This is a genomic window from Caulobacter endophyticus (genome assembly GCF_003116815.1).
Lineage (GTDB): Bacteria > Pseudomonadota > Alphaproteobacteria > Caulobacterales > Caulobacteraceae > Caulobacter > Caulobacter endophyticus.
This window is the reverse complement of sequence record NZ_QDKQ01000037.1, coordinates 92,217-110,828: the sequence shown is the minus strand read 5'-3', so window position 1 is coordinate 110,828 and position 18,612 is coordinate 92,217. Positions and strand designations below refer to the sequence as shown.

14 protein-coding genes are annotated in these 18,612 nt (G+C 68.5%); 8 read left to right on the top strand and 6 right to left on the bottom strand.

The genetic code is table 11. The features are described from left to right. Window positions 1-119: 119 nt before the first annotated feature. From DDF67_RS10970 to DDF67_RS10955, 4 genes are all read right to left on the bottom strand, one after another. Window positions 120-1,958, bottom strand: a complete 1,839-nt coding sequence (locus tag DDF67_RS10970; protein WP_109100934.1) for a DUF885 domain-containing protein — start codon at window positions 1,956-1,958, stop codon at window positions 120-122. 210 nt (window positions 1,959-2,168) lie between these two features. Next, window positions 2,169-3,137, bottom strand: coding sequence for a hypothetical protein (locus DDF67_RS10965; protein WP_109100933.1), 969 nt, complete (start codon window positions 3,135-3,137; stop codon window positions 2,169-2,171). Window positions 3,138-3,149: 12 nt separating this feature from the next. Then, on the bottom strand, window positions 3,150-3,479 hold the full coding sequence (locus tag DDF67_RS10960) for a PadR family transcriptional regulator (protein ID WP_101711469.1): 330 nt from the start codon (window positions 3,477-3,479) through the stop codon (window positions 3,150-3,152). 186 nt (window positions 3,480-3,665) lie between these two features. Further along, window positions 3,666-4,403, bottom strand: a complete 738-nt coding sequence (locus DDF67_RS10955) for an SDR family oxidoreductase (protein WP_109100932.1) — start codon at window positions 4,401-4,403, stop codon at window positions 3,666-3,668. Window positions 4,404-4,521: 118 nt separating this feature from the next. Between DDF67_RS10955 and DDF67_RS10950 the strand changes: the two genes are divergently transcribed. Both DDF67_RS10950 and DDF67_RS10945 read left to right on the top strand, forming a co-directional pair. Beyond that, complete coding sequence (locus tag DDF67_RS10950) at window positions 4,522-5,412, top strand: LysR family transcriptional regulator (protein WP_109100931.1); 891 nt, start codon at window positions 4,522-4,524, stop codon at window positions 5,410-5,412. A 46-nt stretch (window positions 5,413-5,458) separates the two neighbouring features. Continuing rightward, on the top strand, window positions 5,459-5,878 hold the full coding sequence (locus DDF67_RS10945; RefSeq protein WP_109100930.1) for a DUF1810 domain-containing protein: 420 nt from the start codon (window positions 5,459-5,461) through the stop codon (window positions 5,876-5,878). Here the strand turns inward: DDF67_RS10945 and DDF67_RS10940 are convergent. Continuing rightward, window positions 5,875-8,688 (bottom strand): VIT domain-containing protein, encoded by a 2,814-nt coding sequence (locus DDF67_RS10940; RefSeq protein ID WP_109100929.1) that lies wholly within the window; start codon window positions 8,686-8,688, stop codon window positions 5,875-5,877. The two genes, DDF67_RS10945 and DDF67_RS10940, sit on opposite strands and share 4 nt — an antisense overlap. A 130-nt stretch (window positions 8,689-8,818) precedes the next feature. Here DDF67_RS10940 and DDF67_RS10935 point away from each other — a divergent pair, with 130 nt between their 5' ends. The 6 genes from DDF67_RS10935 to DDF67_RS10910 all read left to right on the top strand — a co-directional run bounded on the left by DDF67_RS10935 (window position 8,819) and on the right by DDF67_RS10910 (window position 17,070). Further along, window positions 8,819-10,357, top strand: a complete 1,539-nt coding sequence (locus DDF67_RS10935) for a hypothetical protein (RefSeq protein WP_109100928.1) — start codon at window positions 8,819-8,821, stop codon at window positions 10,355-10,357. A gap of 181 nt (window positions 10,358-10,538) precedes the next feature. Further along, window positions 10,539-12,815, top strand: coding sequence for an excinuclease ABC subunit UvrB (gene uvrB / locus DDF67_RS10930; protein ID WP_109100927.1), 2,277 nt, complete (start codon window positions 10,539-10,541; stop codon window positions 12,813-12,815). 214 nt (window positions 12,816-13,029) lie between these two features. Continuing rightward, window positions 13,030-14,079, top strand: a complete 1,050-nt coding sequence (locus DDF67_RS10925) for a nucleoid-associated protein (RefSeq protein ID WP_158278031.1) — start codon at window positions 13,030-13,032, stop codon at window positions 14,077-14,079. Beyond that, window positions 14,076-15,074, top strand: coding sequence for a GTP pyrophosphokinase (locus DDF67_RS10920; RefSeq protein WP_109100925.1), 999 nt, complete (start codon window positions 14,076-14,078; stop codon window positions 15,072-15,074). Before DDF67_RS10925 ends, DDF67_RS10920 begins: the two co-directional genes overlap by 4 nt. 784 nt (window positions 15,075-15,858) lie before the next feature. Next, window positions 15,859-16,107: a hypothetical protein gene (locus DDF67_RS10915; protein ID WP_109100924.1), complete on the top strand. Its 249-nt coding sequence runs from the start codon at window positions 15,859-15,861 to the stop codon at window positions 16,105-16,107. Between the two features lie 69 nt (window positions 16,108-16,176). Continuing rightward, window positions 16,177-17,070, top strand: coding sequence for a pirin family protein (locus DDF67_RS10910; protein ID WP_109100923.1), 894 nt, complete (start codon window positions 16,177-16,179; stop codon window positions 17,068-17,070). Window positions 17,071-17,352: 282 nt separating this feature from the next. On the opposite strand, the gene DDF67_RS10900 is transcribed toward DDF67_RS10910, so the two are convergent. Beyond that, the gene (locus DDF67_RS10900) at window positions 17,353-18,576 is read right to left on the bottom strand and encodes a serine hydrolase domain-containing protein (RefSeq protein WP_109100921.1); all 1,224 of its coding nucleotides are present in this window, start codon (window positions 18,574-18,576) and stop codon (window positions 17,353-17,355) included. Window positions 18,577-18,612 lie beyond the last annotated feature (36 nt).

The window sequence follows — 18,612 nt, the reverse complement described above, 5'->3', positions numbered from 1 at the left end:
AAGGTCAAGTTTCCGAGTATTGGCGGCTAACGACGCCCAAAAGCGCCGAGTCCGAACGAAAATGGGGGAGCGCCCTTTCGAACGCTCCCCCGCTTCCAAGTCGAACTCGAAGCCCAGCCCTACTTCCCCGCCTTCGTCGCGGCGATGTAGTCGTCGACCACGCGGTCCAGCACGGTCAGCGGGGTCATGCCCGACAGCAGGCCCGCGTCGTGGAACTTCTTGATGTCGAACTTCTTGCCCAGGGCCTTCTTGGCGCGCTCGCGGGCGCGCAGCCAGGTGATCTTGCCCAGCATGTACGAGCAGGCCTGGCCCGGCCACACGACGTAGCGTTCGATCTCGGTGATCGTGCCGCTTTCCTCGTCGCCCATGGTCTCGGCCATGTACTTGACGGCCTGTTCGCGGGTCCACTTCTTGTAGTGCATACCGCTGTCGACCACGAGGCGCACGGCCCGGAACAGGGCGTCGTGCAGCATGCCGATGTGGCCGCGCGGGTCGCCCTTGTAGATGCCCATCTCGACGGCCAGCTCTTCGGAGTAGAGCGCCCAGCCCTCGGCGTAGCCCGAGAAGCCGATGACCTTGCGGATCAGCGGCAGGCCCTGGGCTTCGTTCGACAGCGACAGCTGCAGGTGGTGGCCCGGGACGCCTTCGTGCACCGTAAGCGTGGTCAGGGTGTATTTGGCCTGCTCGGCGGTGTCGCGCAGGTTGATCCAGTAGATCCCCGGGCGCTTGCCGTCGAGCGAGGGCGAATTGTAGTAGCCGCCCGGCGCGCCGGCCTCGATGGCCTTGGGCACGCGGCGGATTTCCAGCGGGGCCTTGGGCAGCTGGCCGAAATAGGCCGGCAGCTGCTTTTCGATCCACTTGGCCTTGGTGTTGAGGTCAGCGATCAGCTGTTCCTTGGCCGGGTCGGTGTTCTCGTAGATGTCCTTGCCCAGCTGCGCCATGCGCTCGCCGACCGTGCCCTTGCTCATGCCGATCGACTTGAACAGCTTGTCGGCCTCGGCCGAGATCGACTTCACCAGATCCAGGCCCAGCTGGTGGATCTCTTCGGGACCCATGGTCGAGGTCGTGTAGTTCTTCAGCGACACGGCGTAGTAGTCGCCGCCGTCCTTCAGGCGCCACACGCCGGCGTCGTGGTTGGCCTTCGGGCGCACGCTCTCCAGCAGCGCGATCTGGCGCTTGAGGGCCGGCAGCACCGAGTTCTCGTAGACCTTGCTGGCTTCGGCGGCCCAGTCGCCGGCGATGTTCTTTTCCTTGGTCCGGCGGGCGATCGACTTGACCAGGGTGGTGTCGGCCGTCGGGGTGTCGGCAAAGGCCTTCATCTGGATGAGGGCCTTGTCGATGACGAAGTCGGGCGGGATCACGCCGTCGGCATAGTCGCGCTTGGCGATCAGGGTCTCCTGATCCATCAGGCGGGCGAAGCCCTCCATGCGCTGCAGGTAGGCGTCGGCGTCGGCCTTGGTCTCGATGCTGTGCTGCGTGTCGAGGAAGTCGGGCATCTGCTGGTAGCTGCCCGTCAGCTGGCTCAGCACGTAGGGCGCGCCCGAGCCGCCGCCGGCGTAGGTGAACTTGCGGTTGCCTTCGTCCTGCACCGCCAGGGTGAACTCGACGGTGTCGTAGTTGACGGCGTCCATGCCGGTCAGCTGCTTGCGGTCGATGCCGCGCAGCTCGGCCAGCTGGGCGGTCGTCTGGGCTGCGCCCGCGGCGATCGCCTCGAACGAGCGGTCGCTCAGCAGGCCCTTGGTCCAGGCCAGGTCGTCCTTGTCGAGGCCAAGGCTGGTGGTCAGCTCCGGCGCCTGGCGCATCAGCTTGGCCATGGCCGCGTCGAAGAACGCGTTCATCTTGGCGGCTTCGCCAGAGGCGGAGGCGGCCGCCGGCTGGGCGAAGCCCAGCGACGGGGCGGCGGCGGCGGCCAGGCCTGCGGCCACGGTCGACAGCAGGAGTTCGCGGCGGTTTTGCAAGAGAAAGTCCCCTTCCCTCGAGCCCTCCCCCTCCGGTCGGGCCCTGACATGAATTCCGGCGCGTTAGTCCGCGCCGGAAAGGCTGGAGCGAAGGCGTAAATGTCCCCGGCGGGCGGGGCAACCGGAGACGGATTAATTCCGTGTCATTCGACCGTGGAAAAATCCGCCCCGCACCGCTTCTGGCCTGGAGAGCGCGCCTGGCGCCCCCCTTTAGCGCGCCCCCTTGTAGAACCGCCAGGCGGCCGCGCCGATCTGGCAGGCGAAGGTGATCGCTGCGACCAGCATCGTCACGTGAAAGCCCAGGCCGATCACATGCTCCAGACGGGCGGTGTCGGCGCCCGAGGCGGTCAGCGGCTCCAGGGTGAACAGCGGCAGCGACTTCCACAGGATCGTGGTCATGGCCATGCCGCCCGCGCCCACGGCCAGCTCGAACACCGCCCGCAGCCGAACCCGGCCCGGCTGGACCAGGGTGACCAGCGCCGAGACCAGCTGCACCGCCGACCAGGCCAGGATCGGCCAGTAAAGGGTCTGCCAGATCGCCGACGGCTTCAGCACGACGGCGCCCTTCACGGTCAGGTCCCCCACGTCCACCTTCCACAGGCCCGTCCACCACAGGATGAACAGCGCCACCACCACCGCCTCGAACAGCGCGTTGAAGCGGGTCTCGAACAGGCCCTTCTTCCTGTTCGGCACGGGCAGGTCGCTGACCTTCCATTCGGTCAGGCCCGTCAGCGGCGTCCAGCCGCGCTCGATGCCGGCGGCCACCAGGGTGACCAGGCCGCCCAGCATCAGGGCCGAGCTCGGGAAGTGGTCGAACAGGGCGTTGGCCACCAGCCGGGCGGGGTTGTCGTGGCCCAGCAGGCCGGCCGCCAGCGCCGGGATGATCGAGATCGCGGCGGCGACCGCCAGGGCGATCTTCAGGGCGAAGATGTAGAACGGATAGAGCGTCGGACCGATCAGGCTGCGCTGCGGACCGTAGCGGCCGGCCACGGCCAGCGGATGGCCGAAGTCCTTGAGCACGGCCTCGCGCTCCTTGTCGGTCAGGGGGCGGCCCAGGGCCTCCTCCTTCTCCTCGATGCGGTTGAGCAGCAGGTCGCGCAGTTCAGCGACGATGTCCTCGCGCTGGGCCTTGGGCAAAAGGGCGGCGACGGCGCCGAGATAGCGGTCGAGCAGGTCCATGATCCAGTCCCCTCAGATCAGATTTTGCAGGGTGTCGTTGATGGCGCGCCACTCGGCGGCCAGGCGTTCGAGGACGGTCTCGCCCTCGGTGGAGAGGCGGTAGAAGCGCTTCTTGCGCTTCTCCTCCTCGCGCCATTCGGACGTCAGCAGGCCTTGGCCCTCGAGCCGGCGCAGCATCGGGTAGAGCGCGCCTTCGTCGATCTCCAGCCCCACCTCCGCCAGGGCCTGGCGCAGGCTGTAGCCGTAGCGCTCGACCTTCAGCTGGGCGAGCACGGCCAGGATCAGCGTCCCGCGACGCAGCTCCTGGCGGAGGGATTCGAAGATGTCCGTGTCTGTCGGCATTGGCGTGCCCGTTTTGGTGTGCGTCACATGGTGTGCAGCACATAGTGTGCGATACACACTGTATGTCACACAGTATGTTTTTGGGTCAACCGCCGTTCTCTGAATTGTTCGTAATAAAAAAGGGGCGCAGCCGTCGGCCGCGCCCCCTTCCCTTTTCATTCTGAGTCCAGCGTGACGCGCGGCGGCTCAGACGATCCCGCCGTTGGCCCGCAGCACCTGGCCGTTGACCCAGGTCCCGTCGGGACCGGCCAGGAACGCGATGACGCCGGCGATGTCTTCCGGCGTGCCCAGGCGCTCCAGCGGCGGGGCCTTGGCCAGGCGCTCGATCAGTTCGGGCGACTTGCCCTCGAAGAACAGCGGCGTCGCCGTCGGGCCGGGCGAGACGACGTTGGCGGTGATCTCGCGGCCGCGCAGCTCCTTGGCCAGGATCTGGGTCAGGGTCTCCACCGCTGCCTTCGAGGCCGCATAGGCGCCGTACGACGGCAGCAGCATGCCGACCACGCTGGTCGAGAGGCTGACGATCCGGCCGCCGGTCCGCACCCGCCGCGCCGCCTCACGCAGCACGTTGAACGCGCCTTTCAGGTTGACGGCGATGGTGCGGTCGAAGGCCTCGTCCGACATTTCCGCGACCGGGGCCAGATCCAGGACCCCGGCGTTGGCGACCACCACGTCGATCCCGCCGAACGCCGCCTCGCCGGCCGCGAACATCGCCGCCGCCGCGGCGGGATCGGCCACGTCGGCCTGGGCGGCGATCGCCTTGCCGCCGGCGGCCTCGATCTCGGCGACCAGCGTCTCCGCCGGCAGGGCCCGGCCGCCGTAGTGGACGACCACCGCGAAGCCATCGGCCGCCAGGCGCCGCGCCACGGCCGCGCCGATGCCGCCCGAGGCCCCGGTCACCAGGGCGGTCTTGAGGGTCGTGGTCATGGGGGCCTCCTTGGGGCTTGGGAACGATATGAGGCGACTATGGCCCAGCGCCGCGATTGAATAATCACCCAATCATCGGCATCACTATTCGCATAACCGAATAATCGGAGCACGCGCCGTGGATCGCTTCGAGGCCATGCGCCTCTTTACCCGCATCGTCGAACGCCGCAGCTTCACCAAGGCCGCCGCCGACCTCTCCCTGCCCCGCTCCACCGCCACCGAGGCCGTGCAGCAGCTGGAGGCGCGGCTGGGCGTGCGGCTGCTGCAGCGTACAACCCGCGCGGTGGCGCCCACCCTCGACGGCGAGGCCTATTACCGCCGCTGCCTGAAGCTGCTGGACGAGCTCGACGAGACCGAGAACGCCTTCCACCGCGCCAGCCCGCGCGGCGAGCTGCGCGTCGACGTCCAGGGCGCCCTGGCCCGCCGCTTCCTGCTGCCCGGCCTGCCCGACTTCCTGGCCGCCTATCCCGAGCTGCGCCTGCGCATGACCGAGGGCGACCGGCTGGTCGACCTGGTCGCCGAGGGCGTCGATTGCGTGCTGCGCCTGGGGACGCCGGCCGACGGCCAGATGGCCGCCCGCCGCGTGGCCCTGCTGCCCGAGGTCACCTGCGCGGCCCCGGCCTATGTCGAGCGCCATGGCGCGCCGACCTCTCCCGCCGACCTGCCCCGCCACCGCATGGTCGGCTTCGCCCATCCCGACGGCGGCTGGCATCCGCTGGAGGTCACCGAGAACGGCGCCGTCCGCCAGGTCCAGGTCCCCGCCGAGGTCGTGGTCGCAAGCGCCGAAAGCTCCCTGGCCATGGGCCTGCTGGGCCTTGGCCTGATCCAGGTCCCCCGCTACCGCGCGCAGGAGCACCTGGCCTCGGGCGCCCTGGTCGAGGTGCTGGCCGCCCATCCCCCGACGCCTACGCCCGTCCACCTCCTCTGGCCCCGCGACCGCCAGCTCTCGCCCCGCACGCGGGTGTTCATCGACTGGGCGGCCCAGCAACTGGCGAAGGCGGCCGACTGAATTCAGGACTTAGGCGTTCACCCTGCGCACACCCCGACAGGGCGCCATGCCCCACGACCTGACCCGCTTCCTCGACGCCCAGGCCGGTGCCTACGACGCCGCCCTCGCCGAACTGCGGCAAGGGCGCAAGCGGACGCACTGGATGTGGTTCGTCTTCCCGCAGGTCGAGGGGCTTGGCCGCAGCCCGACGGCGCAGTTCTATGCGATCGCCGGGCTGGACGAGGCCCGGGCCTATCTGGACCACCCGGTGCTGGGGCCGCGCCTGATCGCCTGCGTCGAGGCCATACTCGCCCTGCCCGGCGACGACGCCCACGCCGTGTTCGGCTCGCCCGACGACATGAAGCTGCGCTCCAGCCTCACCCTGTTCGCCGCCGCCTCGCCGGACGAGCCGCGCTTTCGCGCCGCCCTGGCCCGGTATTTCGGCGGACAGGACGACCCGCTGACCCTGGCTCGCCTCGGCGACTAGCGGCCCCGGTCGACCTTGAAGCGACCCAGCACCGCCTCGTCGGTCTGGCCGGCCTGCAGCTCGATCTCGAAACGCTCCTCGGCCTGGTTGCGCCGTCCCCAGTTCCTGTAGAGCCGCACCCGCACCACCGTGGGGCCGTTGGGGTCGAGGCGGTCGGGCGCGAAGACGTCGCCGGTGACCACATAGTCGCCCGACGGCGCGCGCCGCAGCAGGTACTCCTCCGGGCCGTAGCCCGAGGTCATGTCGTTCGACAGCCGACCGCCTATGTCGGTGGCGGCGTTGCTGTACATCGCCCGTTCGCCAGTGGGTTCGTCGACCCACAGGTCCATGTCGCTCTTGTCGGTGTTCCACTCCATGACCACGCGGAGGTCGACGTCGAGCCGCGCCGTCAGCCGCCGGTCGAGCACGTTCTGCTCCATGCCCAGCGCCGCCATGCGCGCGACCAGGCCGTTGGCCTCCATCAGCGCGACCAACTCCACGCCGTCGTAGGCGTCGCTCCAGGGGGTGACGATCACCGCGTTCAGCAGGTCGAGCGCCCGGCGCCAGTCGGCCTCGCGCGCCCTGCCCTTGCGCGCCTCGCCCCGCGCGATCAGCGCCAGCGCCAGGTCGCGGCGCGGCTGCGGACGGTCGATATCCAGGAACAGGATCCGCTCGTACAGCCACACCGCATGATCGAACTCGCCATAGCGCGTCATCCGGTCGGCCAGCACCGACAACGTCTTCACCCCCGCCGACGGCAGTTCCAGGGCGTTCAGCGCCACGGCCACCGCCTGGTCGCGCCGCCCGGCGCGGAACGACTGCTCGGCGACGTCGAAATAGAAGGCCGGAGCCTGGCCGTCGCTGGCCTCCAGGGCCGCGAACCGCTCGGCCCAGGCCGCCGGACTCGGAGCCGCGGCCAGCGCCTTCAGATAGGGACGGTCGGGGTTCCACTCGGCGGTCTGGATGGCGATGGTCGGCTCATGGCGCACGCCGGTCACGACGATCTCATCGAGGCCTTCGCCCCCGAAGCCGCCGCCTCCGCCGTAGCCCCCGCGGGCCTCCCCGTCGAAGTCCTCGCCCGGCTTGCTGCGCCACCAGCGCTTCTGCTCGTTCCAGGCCTCGATCATCGTCTCCAGCCGGTCGGCCGCGAAGCTGGCCTTTTCGGCCGTCTGCTCGGCCAGGGCCTCGCGATAGTCGGCGGCGATCTCCTCGCCCGCCGAGGGCGGCGGCGCGACGCCGGCCTGCACATAGTCGTAGGCGTCTTCCATCACCACGAAGCTGGCCTCGCCGCTCGCCACGTTGTAGCGCCGCGCCAGCGCCAGGGCCTGGTCGCGGTCGGGACGGTCGGTGGCCAGCAGTTCGGCGATCGTCTCGCGCCCCCAGATGGCGCCCGCGCCGGGGAAGTTCCGTACCGGCAAGTCAGCCAGGGCGAAGGCGCGCCGGACGCCGTCGGGACCAGTGAACACCAGTCGCCCCGTCCTGGGCGCCTTGCCCAGGATGTGCCAACGACCGGCCGGCCCGGCGATCAGGCGATAGTCCGCCGGCCGTCCTCCGGCGGTCAGCTTGAAAGGCGGGGCGCCCGCGCTGGTCAGCCGCGCCAGGCCCGCGCCCGCATCGATCGCCGCCAGGTCGACATGCTGGCCGCCGCCCCGGGCCGCCAGGGTCGACAGGAAGTTGCGATCGGCGTCCCCGGCGCTCGACAGCGCAAAGACCCGGCAGGCCGGCGGCCTGGCCGCCCAGGATCCCAGGGTCATGCGGCCGTCGGAAACGAAGACGCAGGTGTCGGCCGCCGTCTTGCCCGCCGCCAGCGCCGGGCCCAGCGTGCTGGCTCCGCCATAGCGCACCGCCGCCAGGGCCGCAGCCAGGGCCTCGCCGGTAGGCGCCGCCAGGGCCTGAACGGTCGGGGCGTCGCTGGCGAAGGTCACCAGCTCGACGCTGGCCGGCCGGACGGCGTCGACATAGCGCGACAGCAGGGCGATCTCGCCGGCCAGATCGTCGTCACGGCGCGAACGCGACCGGTCCCAGTAGATCCGCAGCGCCCGCACGCTGGCGGCCCTGGCGTCGTAGGGCAGGATCAGCTCGAAGAACCGCTCGCCGTCGGCCCGCCGGCTCAGCTCCAGCGGCGAGGCCGGACGCCAGGCCCCCACCGACAGCGCGCCGTCCAGCCGCACATCCCTGGCCGAGCCCGTGGCGACGTCGCCGTCCGCCCCTTGCGTCCAGGCCAGGACCAGCCCCCCCGGCGCGCTCACCACGGGGCGAGCCTGCGCGCCCAGCACCGTCACCTTGACCTGGACCTCGCCCACGGGCTCGCCGGCGACCAGCGGCAGGGCGAAACCGCCGTCCGCCGCCAGCGGCGCCGCGTAGGACAGCCGGATGGTCCGCTCGCCGTTCCTCGGCACCGGATAGACCTGCGTGTGGAAGCCGCCGTCTTCGGTCACCTCGGCCAGGCCAGGGTCGATGCCCGCCCGCACCCGGTCTTCATAGACCTCGCGGGCCTGGCGCTTGCCGGTCAGCACCCCGTCGACCATCACCTCGTCGATATCCAGCGCATAGCCGTCGACCACCGCCCCGGCCGGCAGGGCCAGGGTGAAGTCGGCCTCGACCTCCTGGTCGGTGGGATTGGCGAACCGCGCCTCGACCTGGGTGCGCGCCAGGCCGCCGACGATCACCACCTCGATCTTCAGCGCGGCCAGCCGCATGACGTCGGGCCGTGCGTCCGGATCGCCGCCGTCATGGATAATGGACTTGAGGGACGGATTGGCGGCGGGCGCGGCGACGCTCGCGCCGCCGGCGGCCAGGGCCGCGACCAGGACGATCCAGGCAAAACGCATCACATCCCCCCAACGCGACTACTCAAGCTTGTAAGCCGTCGCCAGGACTCCCGTAAAGTCGTTCTCCGAGGCCGGCCGTTGCGGAGCGGGCGACCGCGTGGTCTTAGTCGCCTGTGACCGGGGACTCTGCATGACCGTGAAACTGGAACTCGCCGCCGTGGCCGCGGCGCTGTCCCTGGCGGCCATGCCGGCGCTGGCCGCCCCGACCGCCAGCGCCCCCGACCTGGCGCGCGACGCCGACGCGGTGATCGCCCGGATGATGGACCTGCCCACGGTCGAGGCCTCCTACGGCGCCGAGCAGTGCCCGGCCGATCTCGGCGACCAGGTCGACGCCCTGGTGGCCCGGCGCGGCTTCGACGCGCTGGACGCCTTCCGCCGCGACGCGGTGCTCTACGCCGTCGTCGTCTGCCGCACCTTCGACGACCCGCGCGCGGTGTCGGCCGCCCGCCGCCTCGACCGCGACGACACGCCCCCGCCGATCCTGGCCTCGGCCAACATGGTGCTGCTGGCCGACGCGGCCTCGCGCAACGACGGCAAGGGCGAGCTTGCGGCGCTGGAGCGCGCCGTGGCCGCCGACGCCAGCCAGGTCACCGCCCTGCCGCCCGACATGTACGGCCAGACGGTCGAGGACCTGAAGGACGATCCGGCCGCCCGCACCCGGGCGCTCGACCTGCTGCGCGGCCTGGACTGGCCCACCGAGGACGGCCACGACCAGGTCGACAACGACTGGGCCCTGGTCCGCGCCCAGCTGGCCGCCGACGATGGCGACATGACCCGCGCCGGCGCCGTGCTGGACCGCGCCAGCAGCCCGCATGTGCTGCTCGCCGTGGCCCAGGACCGCCGCTTCGCGCCGCTGTGGCCGCAGTTGGAGGCCGCCGGCCGCTTCGACTGGACCAAGGTGCTGCAGACCGCCCTGGCCAAGGCCGAGGAGCAGGCCCGGCGCGAGCCCGACAACCTCAAGCGCGCAGCCTATCGCGTCGACCACCTGCGCTCGCTGGGCCGCCGGGACGAGGCGATCGCGGTCGGCGCCGCGATCCTGGACCGCCTGCAGGCCGGCGAGGCCTTCGACGACGTCGAGCTGTCGGGTCCGATGCTGGTCGCCATCCAGGCCGCCGTGCTCGGCGAGGTCGGCCGCTTCGACGAGGCGGACGCCCTGCTGGCCAGGCCTGTCGCCAAGGACCAGCTGACCCAGAACACCGCCCGCGCCGCCCTGCTGCTCGGCCTGGACCGCCCGGCCGAGACCCTCAAGGCCGTAGACGCCGCCGACGCCTCGATCGCCTCGCCGTTCGGCCTGATGTGGATGGACGAGCTGCGCGCCTGCGCCCATCACCAGCTCGGCGACGAAGCCGCCGCCCGCAAGGCGCTCGACAAGCTGCGCAAGGGCTGGCGCGACAATCCCTACGCCCTGTCCGGCGCCCTGCTCTGCACCGGACGCGACGACGAGGCCGCCGAGCTGATGATCCGCCGCCTGCGCGACCCGGCCCTGCGCGGCGACGCGCTGAAGGCCTTCCGCGACGGCCCGCGCCCGCCCGTCGTTCCGCCGCGCGACGCCGAGCTGGACGCCCGCCGCCGCGCCCTCGTCGCCCGGCCCGAGGTGGTCTCGGTGATGCAGGAATACGGCCGCGCGATCACCGTCCCGCTCGGCGGCGACTACGCGGGCGGGTACTGAGGGCGGCGCTCGCAAGGCACGCAGGCCCACCCGGCGGCGGCGGCGATCGTCACCGTGGAGTTGCCGTCAAGAACCAGGAAATCGCCGGCTCCACCTCCTCCCACCGCCAACCGCCACCTGCTGACACCCGCTGTCAGCAGGCCCTCTGGCCTTCGCGCGCCCGGATGCCTAGATTTGGCCCATGCCCAGCAGCCAGAACCCCGGCGTTTCCGACGCCTCGACGCCCTTCGTCCTCGACGCGCAACTGGATAGCGCGCTGGAAGGCCAAGGGGGTGTAATGCCGATGCTGTGGACGCCCCACCGCCCGGCGCGTCCCGAGAAGTCGGAAGGCGGCAAGACCTTCAAGCTGGTGTCGTCCTACGAACCGGCCGGCGACCAGCCGACCGCGATCAAGGAGCTGGTCGAGGGCATCGAGAACAACGAGCAGGACCAGGTGCTGCTGGGCGTCACCGGCTCGGGCAAGACGTTCACCATGGCCAAGGTCATCGAGGCCACCCAGCGCCCGGCGCTGATCCTGGCCCCCAACAAGACCCTGGCCGCCCAGCTCTACAGCGAAATGAAGGCCTTCTTCCCCGAGAACGCGGTCGAGTACTTCGTCAGCTACTACGACTACTACCAGCCCGAAGCCTACGTCCCGCGCACCGATACCTTCATCGAAAAGGACAGCTTCATCAACGAGCAGATCGACCGCATGCGCCACTCGGCCACGCGGGCGATCCTGGAGCGCGACGACGTCATCGTGGTGGCCTCGGTGTCGTGCATCTACGGCATCGGCTCGGTCGAGACCTACACCGCCATGACCTTCACCCTGACGGTGGGCGACCGGGTCGACGAGAAGCAGCTGATGGCCGACCTGGTGGCCCAGCAGTACAAGCGCAACGACGCCGCCTTCGACCGCGGCACCTTCCGCCGCCGCGGCGACACCATCGAGATCTTCCCCGCCCACTACGAGGACCGCGCCTGGCGCGTCTCGATGTTCGGCGACGAGGTCGAGGCGATCAGCGAGTTCGACCCGCTGACCGGCAAGAAGACCGCCGACCTGGAGACCATCAAGGTCTACGCCAACAGCCACCACGTCACCCCGCGCCCCACCCTGCGCCAGGCGATCATCGAGATCCGCAAGGAGCTGAAGGAGCGGCTGGAGTGGCTGAACGCCAACGGCAAGCTGCTGGAGGCCCAGCGCCTGGAGCAGCGCACCACCTTCGACCTGGAGATGATCGAGACCACCGGCTCCTGCGCCGGCATCGAGAACTACAGCCGCTACCTCTCGGGCCGCCGCACCGGCGAGCCGCCGCCGACCTTCTTCGAATACATCCCCGACAACGCCCTGCTGTTCACCGACGAGAGCCACCAGACGGTTCCGCAGATCGGCGCCATGTACAAGGGCGACCGCAACCGCAAATGGACCCTGGCCGAATACGGCTTCCGCCTGCCCTCGGCCCTGGACAACCGCCCCCTCAAGTTCGAGGAGTGGGACGCCATGCGCCCGCAGTCGGTGCACGTCTCGGCCACCCCCGCCAACTGGGAGCTGGAGCGCGCCGGCGGCGTCTTCGCCGAGCAGGTCATCCGCCCCACCGGCCTGATCGATCCCCCCGTAGAGGTGCGCCCCGTGGCCAAGGACGGCGCCTCCCAGGTCGACGACGTCGTCGACGAGATCCGCCAGACCATCCAGAAGGGCTACCGCACCCTGGTCACCGTCCTGACCAAGAAGATGGCCGAGGACCTCACCGAATACCTCAACGAACAGGGCATCCGCGTCCGCTACATGCACTCGGACGTCGACACCCTGGAGCGCATCGAGATCATCCGCGACCTGCGCCTGGGCCATTTCGACGTGCTGGTCGGCATCAACCTGCTGCGCGAGGGCCTCGACATTCCCGAATGCGGCCTGGTGGCCATCCTCGACGCCGACAAGGAAGGCTTCCTGCGCTCGGAGACCTCGCTGGTCCAGACCATCGGCCGCGCCGCCCGCAACGTCGACGGCAAGGTCATCCTCTATGCCGACCGGATCACCGGCAGCATGGAGCGGGCCATGGCCGAGACCCAGCGCCGCCGCGACAAGCAGAACGCCTACAACCTCGAACACGGCATCACGCCCGAGAGCGTCAAGCGCGACATCAAGGACATCCTGGCCAGCCCCTACGAGCGCGGCGACCGCGTCCTGGTGCCGATGGGCGTCAGCGACGGCTCGGGCGTCGACAAGCCGTTCAGCGGCGACAACTTCAAGGCCGCCCTGCGCGACCTCGAAGCCAAGATGCGCGAAGCCGCCGCCAACCTCGAATTCGAAACCGCCGCCCGCCTCCGCGACGAGATCAAGCGCATGAAGCTGCTCGACCTGGAGTTCGCCAACGAGGCCCTGACGGGGGCTGGGGAAGCGGTGGACACCTCGGCGCCGAAGCGCGTGCGGGCCGAGGTGCGGGCGGAGAAGGCGGAGGCGTTTCGGAAGGGGCGGAGGTAGGGCTTATCTGCCAAGATCGGGCTCTCGACTAAGCGAAAGAACACGATCTCCACCAACGCTTCGGCTAGAAGCTCACTTGGTGCCGCTGGCGCAAACCCTCTACGTCCGTTCCTGTCATGCCGCGACGGTAGTTTGCGGATCGCCCCCAGGTCGTGCAACAACCTCCTCACTACCGGGGAGGGATGATCCGCAAATGCTATTTGAAAACCTAAAGGTGAACCGCGTCGTGGTGCACGAAGTGTTCCAGCGCAATGAAGACAAGTCGATCAGGTCGCCGGTGTTGGCCGACGGCTTGGAGAACCTCAGCCCCGAGGCCTTGGGGGCCTTCCGGCTCCGCATGACTGACGCATTATCGGGACAAAGCCAAAGCCTTGAAATGCGCATCGCGCGGCACGGCCCAGGCAGTTTCCTCGAATTGGCAGAAAGCTTGGCCGGATCTCCCGCGACGGACTTTCTTGCCGGGTCACAGGCAATCGCTAACAAGTTGGCGGACGCTCAAATGGCCCGCCGTATTCCGGGCGGAATGCTGATCGTTTTTGACGGCACCGTGGGCGCAAAAGCCCAGCCGTTTTTAGGAGTTATCAAGGCTGAGACACAAGCCGGCTTTCGCCGCTCCAAAGACGGCTCGAAGGCGGTTGTCGAGTTCTTGCAAAACATTTTCCTGACCCCAGCCACCCGGCTCTACAAGATCGGCCTTATGTTGTTTGAGGATACCACCAAGGCAAAACCTGACGGTCGCCGGGCGTTCGTCTTCGACAGCAACATTTCGGTAAGTAACCGAGAGGCTGCGGCCGCCTATTTTTACGAAGGTTTTCTGGGATGCGCCCTGCCCAGTGACGGACCATATGAGACGGCCCGTTTCTTTGACCTCACAAGGGAATTCGTACGCAAATCTGACCTGGAGCCGGAGAAAAAGCGGGACGTGATGGATAGCCTGTACGTCTTCGTGCGCGACGAACAGGACCCGACTTTCACCGCCGAACAGTTCGGCAACCGCTACTTGCCGCAGGACATGCAGGACCCTTTCGCGGACTTCCTCAACGCAAAAAGGTTCACCCCGAACGCCGTGGTCCGCGACACCTCCCAAATGGGTAACCGCCTACGGCGTCGACGCCTCAAGTTCGGGGGCGACATCGAACTATCCGCGTCACCTGAAGCCCTCAAGAACAAGGTTCAGATTGAGGCTATAGCTGCCGATGACGGCGGCGTGGCAGACGCTTGGACACGCATAACCATTCGAGAGCGCCTCACCGGCGAGCAATGAAGGATCGCGAAACAGAACTGCTAGAGCGCTGGCGCGCGGAGCGCCCCATGTATGCGGCATGGGGCGATTTCGTGTCAGAAATGCTCACAGAGGCGGTGGCACGGGAAATCCACCCAGCAAATGTGGAGTTGTTCTTTCGCATCCCCCTGAAGCCCCGGACCAAAGAGGAGCCGTCCTTGCTGGCCAAGGCGTTCCACCGTGGCAAGCAATACAAGGACCCGTACGACGACATTGAGGACAAGGTTGGCGTTCGCATCGTCGTGCTGTTCTCGGAGGATATTAGGGTGGTGGAGCGCACCATCACCACGTGCGACCGCTGGACCGCCGCCAAAGCACGGGACTTTGAAGAGGAGCGCGCTGCGAAGCCATTCGAATTCGATTACCAATCGCTCCACTACATTGTCCGGGCAAAGGCCAGCGTCATTCATGGTGGCGTTGATGTCGCTGTAAACACGCCCTGTGAAGTTCAGGTACGCACTATACTCCAGCACGCTTACAGCGAACTGACACACGACACGATTTATAAGCCCAGCATACAGGCTGAACCGCACGTAAAACGTGCGGCCGCCAAGAGCATGGCCCTCATCGAGGCCACGGACGACTACTTTACCCAGGTGCGCCAAAAGCTTGAGTTGGCACAGGCACCTAGCCGGCAGATCGCCGCAGCCGTCCAAGCCGCGTACAAGCCCTTCACCGGCCTGGAGCCCCAACCGTCGCCGCTTAACACCCTCTTGGTGGACCACTTCTGCGGGTGGGCGAAGGAAGGCTTTGAGGCCGAGCTAGATGCTTTCCTTAAGGAAAAACCGTTCCTTGCCGAGCGTATCCAGGAGCGCGCCACCAAGGAACTGCTGTACCGCCAGCCAGCAGTTCTACTTGTGTATTGGGCAATCAAACAAGCACCCCGCAGCGCCCCTTTGAACAGCCCACTGTCGGATGATGAACTTGCACCGCTCTATGGCGACCTTGGCCTCAAATCGCCAGGAGCGAGCGCCTAGACGGATTCTCCAAGCGTGATCATTGGGACAGCCTTCATAGTTTCCGGGACCACACCGCTCGTATCGCGTCTGCTCCCAGGAAGGCAGACCTTCCGTCCTGGAAGGAGCGAAGACTGCCAATCCCCGTCCGCCGCCACACAAACCCCAACCTAATCAACGCTCTAAAAAATTATCAGCGTTTTTCATCCGACAGCTCCAAACCCGCCGCATACTTCCTCTCGTCCCGTCGCGGGGAGAGGGCGCAAGGATCCGGCCCGAAGCGTGCGGCGGTGATGCGATCGAGCGGGGCCTCCTGGAGCGGCGTGAGCCGGGCCGGCGGGGCTTGAACGGAGGGCGGGGGACGTAAACCCGCCTATCGGGGGCTTGCCTGTCATGGGTCCCCGCCCGCCCGAGGGTCCGCGCCATACGCGCCTCCCGGCCGTCAAGAAACGGGGAGCCTGCGCGGTGGAAGGGGCACAGGGCGGAAGATGCCCGCGCGCCCCGGCCTGAGGTCAAACGATCGCGCGGGGCGTCATGGCTTCGTCGAAACGGTAACCAACACACAGCATCCGGACGCGGTCCGGACGCCCCGCGCCCTCTCCGATCAACTCAGCGGTCTTCCGCGTGAGCGCGAAGACGCGCGTCCGGCGATCAAGGAACCTCCCCCTGTGGGGGAGGCGGCCGAAGGCCGGCGGGGGGCCGTTTTCAGCTTCCGCCGAGGGCGGCCGACTTCAAGCCAAACTCCCCCCACCGATCGCTGCGCGATCGCCTCCCCCACAGGGGGAGGTTCTCAAAAGAGCCCCCCATGACGCACACCCGCCGACGCCCCCTTCCCAAGCGCCCGCACCGCAAGCGCGGCCTCGCCACCGCGCCCTCCCCTTTCCCCGACCCGTCCCCCGCCCTGGCCGAGGCCAGGCGCAGGCTCGACGAGCGGCTCGAGGCGACCCGCGCGGCGTTGCGGATCGAGCGCCTGCGGTCGTCGGCGACGGACGCGCCCGGACAAGCGCTGCTGGAGGTGGCCGAGCTGTGGAAGACGGCCTACGCCGACCGCTAATTTCAACAAGACTGCGCATGTCCGCCGTGGGAGGTTCCAGCCACGCAACAAGCCTGCCGGAGCCTCCCCATGATCGACCTCGTCATCGACGCCCGCCGCCGCGACATCGGCGGTTTCGAGGTCGGGCGGGTGCTGCCCTTCGCCAAGCGGCGCATGGTCGGGCCGTTCGTGTTCCTCGACCACATGGGCCCGGCCAGCTTCGATCCGAACTTCCCGCAAAGCGTCGACGTGCGGCCCCACCCGCACATCGGCCTGTCGACCCTGAGCTACCTGTTCGAGGGCGCCATGACCCACCGCGACAGCGTCGGCTCGGAGATCGAGATCGTGCCCGGCGAGGTCAACTGGATGACGGCCGGCTCGGGCATCACCCACTCCGAACGCTTCGAGACCCTGCGCAGCCAGGGCGGGGTGATGAACGGCATGCAGGCCTGGATCGCCCTGCCCAAGGAATACGAGGAGATGGATCCCGGCTTCAGCCACCACGCCGGCTCGACCGACCTGCCCTATTACGAGGGCGCGGGGATCAAGGCCCGGCTGATCGCCGGCGAGGCCTTCGGCGCCAAGGCCAGCGTGCCGGTGCATTCGCCGCTGTTCTACGTCCACTGGGAGCTGGCGGCCGGGGCCAAGGCGGCCCTGCCGGCCGAATATTCCGAGCGCGCGGCCTATGTCTCCAGCGGCCGGATGGAAGTGGCCGGCCGGGTGATCGAGACCGCACAGATGGCCGTGTTCGCCCCGGGCGAGACCGTGGTCTTCGAGGCGCTTGAGCCCTCGGTGGTCATGCTGCTGGGCGGCGAGCCGATCGGCCCGCGCTTCATCGAATGGAACTTCGTCTCCAGCTCCAAGGACCGCATCGAGCAGGCCAAGGCCGACTGGCGCGCCGGGCGGATGAAGCTGCCGGATCTGGACGACGGCGAGTTCATCCCCCTGCCGGAGGATTACACCCCGCCGGCCTCGCCGCTCTAAAGAACCTCCTCCCATGGGGGAGGCGGCCGAAGGCCGGTGGGGGGACGTTTTCAGCTTCCGCCGAACCGGCCGGTTTCCAAGCCACTCCCCCCACCGATCGCTTCGCGATCACCTCCCCCACAGGGGGAGGTTCGCATCTCCAGATCCTCCCCCTGAAGGGGGAGGTGGCCCGAAGGGCCGGAGGGGGAAGATCCTGCTGAAGTCGATGAAGCCGCGGAGGGAGCAGTCACTCCCCCCTCAGTCGCTCCGCGACAGCTCCCCCTTCAGGGGGAGCATCCTGGCTCAAGCCGCCTCCTCGAACGCCGCGTAGACCAGCGTCCGCAGCTCCCGCCGGATGGGATAGACGCTGGACGGCATCAGCTGGGTCATGAACACCACCGCCAGGTCCTCCACCGGATCCACCCAGAAGGCGGTCGAGGCCATGCCGCCCCAGAAGGCCTCGCCCAGGCTGCCGATGGTGCGGGTGCGGGCCAGATCCGTCGTGACTGCGAAGCCGAGGCCGAAGCCCACGCCGTCATAGACGCTCTCGCTGAACAGCGACTTCGACATTTCGGTCAGCTCTTTGCCGCCCGGCAGGTGATTGAGCATCATCGCCCTCAGCGTCTTTGGGCTGACGATGCGGGCGCCGTCCAGCTGGCCGCCGTTCAGGATCATGCGGCAGAAGCGCATATAGTCGGCCGCGGTGGAGACCAGGCCCCCGCCGCCCGACTTGAACAGCGGGTCCTTGAGGAACGGGCTCTGGGCCGGATCATCCTGCAGCACCACCTTGCCCTTGGGGTCGAGGCTGTAGCAGGCGGCCAGGCGGCCCTGGTCGGCTTCGGGCACGAAGAAGCCGGTGTCGGCCATCTTCAGCGGTTCGAAGATCCGGTCTTTCAGGAACTGGTCGAACGGCTGGCCCGAGATGACCTGGACGAGATAGCCCAGCACGTCGGTGCAGACCGAATAGTTCCAGGCCTCGCCCGGGCTGAACTCGAGAGGGAGTTTCGCCAGCTCGGCGATGAATCCGTCCAGGTCGCGCGGCCCCGGCAGGTCGTCCAGGTGCAGCTTGCGATAGGCCGCGTCGATATTGCCGCGCTGCTGGAAGCCGTAGGTCAGGCCGGCCGTGTGGCGCAGCAGGTCGATCATCCGCATCGGCTCGGAGAGCGGCCTGGTCTGGAACATGCCCAGCGAACCGGCGGCGAAGACGCCCAGGTCCCTGAAGGCCGGAATGAAGCGGTGGACCGGGTCTTCCAGGGCCACCCTGCCCTCCTCGACCAGCATCATGAAGGCGATCGAGGTGATCGGCTTGGTCATCGAGTAGATGCGGTACAGCGCATCGGCCTTCAGCGGCGCGCCGCGCTCGCGGTCGGCCAGGCCCAGCACGGTCTCGTGGGCCAGCTGGCCGCGCCGCCAGACCTGCAGCTGGGCACCGGGCAGCAGGCCGGGCCCGACGTACTTGGCTTGCAGAAAGGCGTCGATGCGCTTCAGTCGGTCCGACGACAGGCCGACGGCTTCGGGCGTGCTCAAACGGGAATCCCCCTTTACTGGCGCGACCTTCAGTCA

What these genes read in the sequence shown, in the direction of transcription:
- uvrB (WP_109100927.1), top strand. Translation starts at nt 10,539, where the DNA reads ATGCCCAGCAGCCAGAACCCCGGCGTTTCCGACGCCTCGACGCCCTTC.
- DDF67_RS10955 (WP_109100932.1), bottom strand. Translation starts at nt 4,403, where the DNA reads ATGACCACGACCCTCAAGACCGCCCTGGTGACCGGGGCCTCGGGCGGC.
- DDF67_RS10920 (WP_109100925.1), top strand. Translation starts at nt 14,076, where the DNA reads ATGAAGGATCGCGAAACAGAACTGCTAGAGCGCTGGCGCGCGGAGCGC.
- DDF67_RS10935 (WP_109100928.1), top strand. Translation starts at nt 8,819, where the DNA reads ATGACCGTGAAACTGGAACTCGCCGCCGTGGCCGCGGCGCTGTCCCTG.
- DDF67_RS10965 (WP_109100933.1), bottom strand. Translation starts at nt 3,137, where the DNA reads ATGGACCTGCTCGACCGCTATCTCGGCGCCGTCGCCGCCCTTTTGCCC.
- DDF67_RS10960 (WP_101711469.1), bottom strand. Translation starts at nt 3,479, where the DNA reads ATGCCGACAGACACGGACATCTTCGAATCCCTCCGCCAGGAGCTGCGT.
- DDF67_RS10915 (WP_109100924.1), top strand. Translation starts at nt 15,859, where the DNA reads ATGACGCACACCCGCCGACGCCCCCTTCCCAAGCGCCCGCACCGCAAG.
- DDF67_RS10910 (WP_109100923.1), top strand. Translation starts at nt 16,177, where the DNA reads ATGATCGACCTCGTCATCGACGCCCGCCGCCGCGACATCGGCGGTTTC.
- DDF67_RS10940 (WP_109100929.1), bottom strand. Translation starts at nt 8,688, where the DNA reads ATGCGTTTTGCCTGGATCGTCCTGGTCGCGGCCCTGGCCGCCGGCGGC.
- DDF67_RS10945 (WP_109100930.1), top strand. Translation starts at nt 5,459, where the DNA reads ATGCCCCACGACCTGACCCGCTTCCTCGACGCCCAGGCCGGTGCCTAC.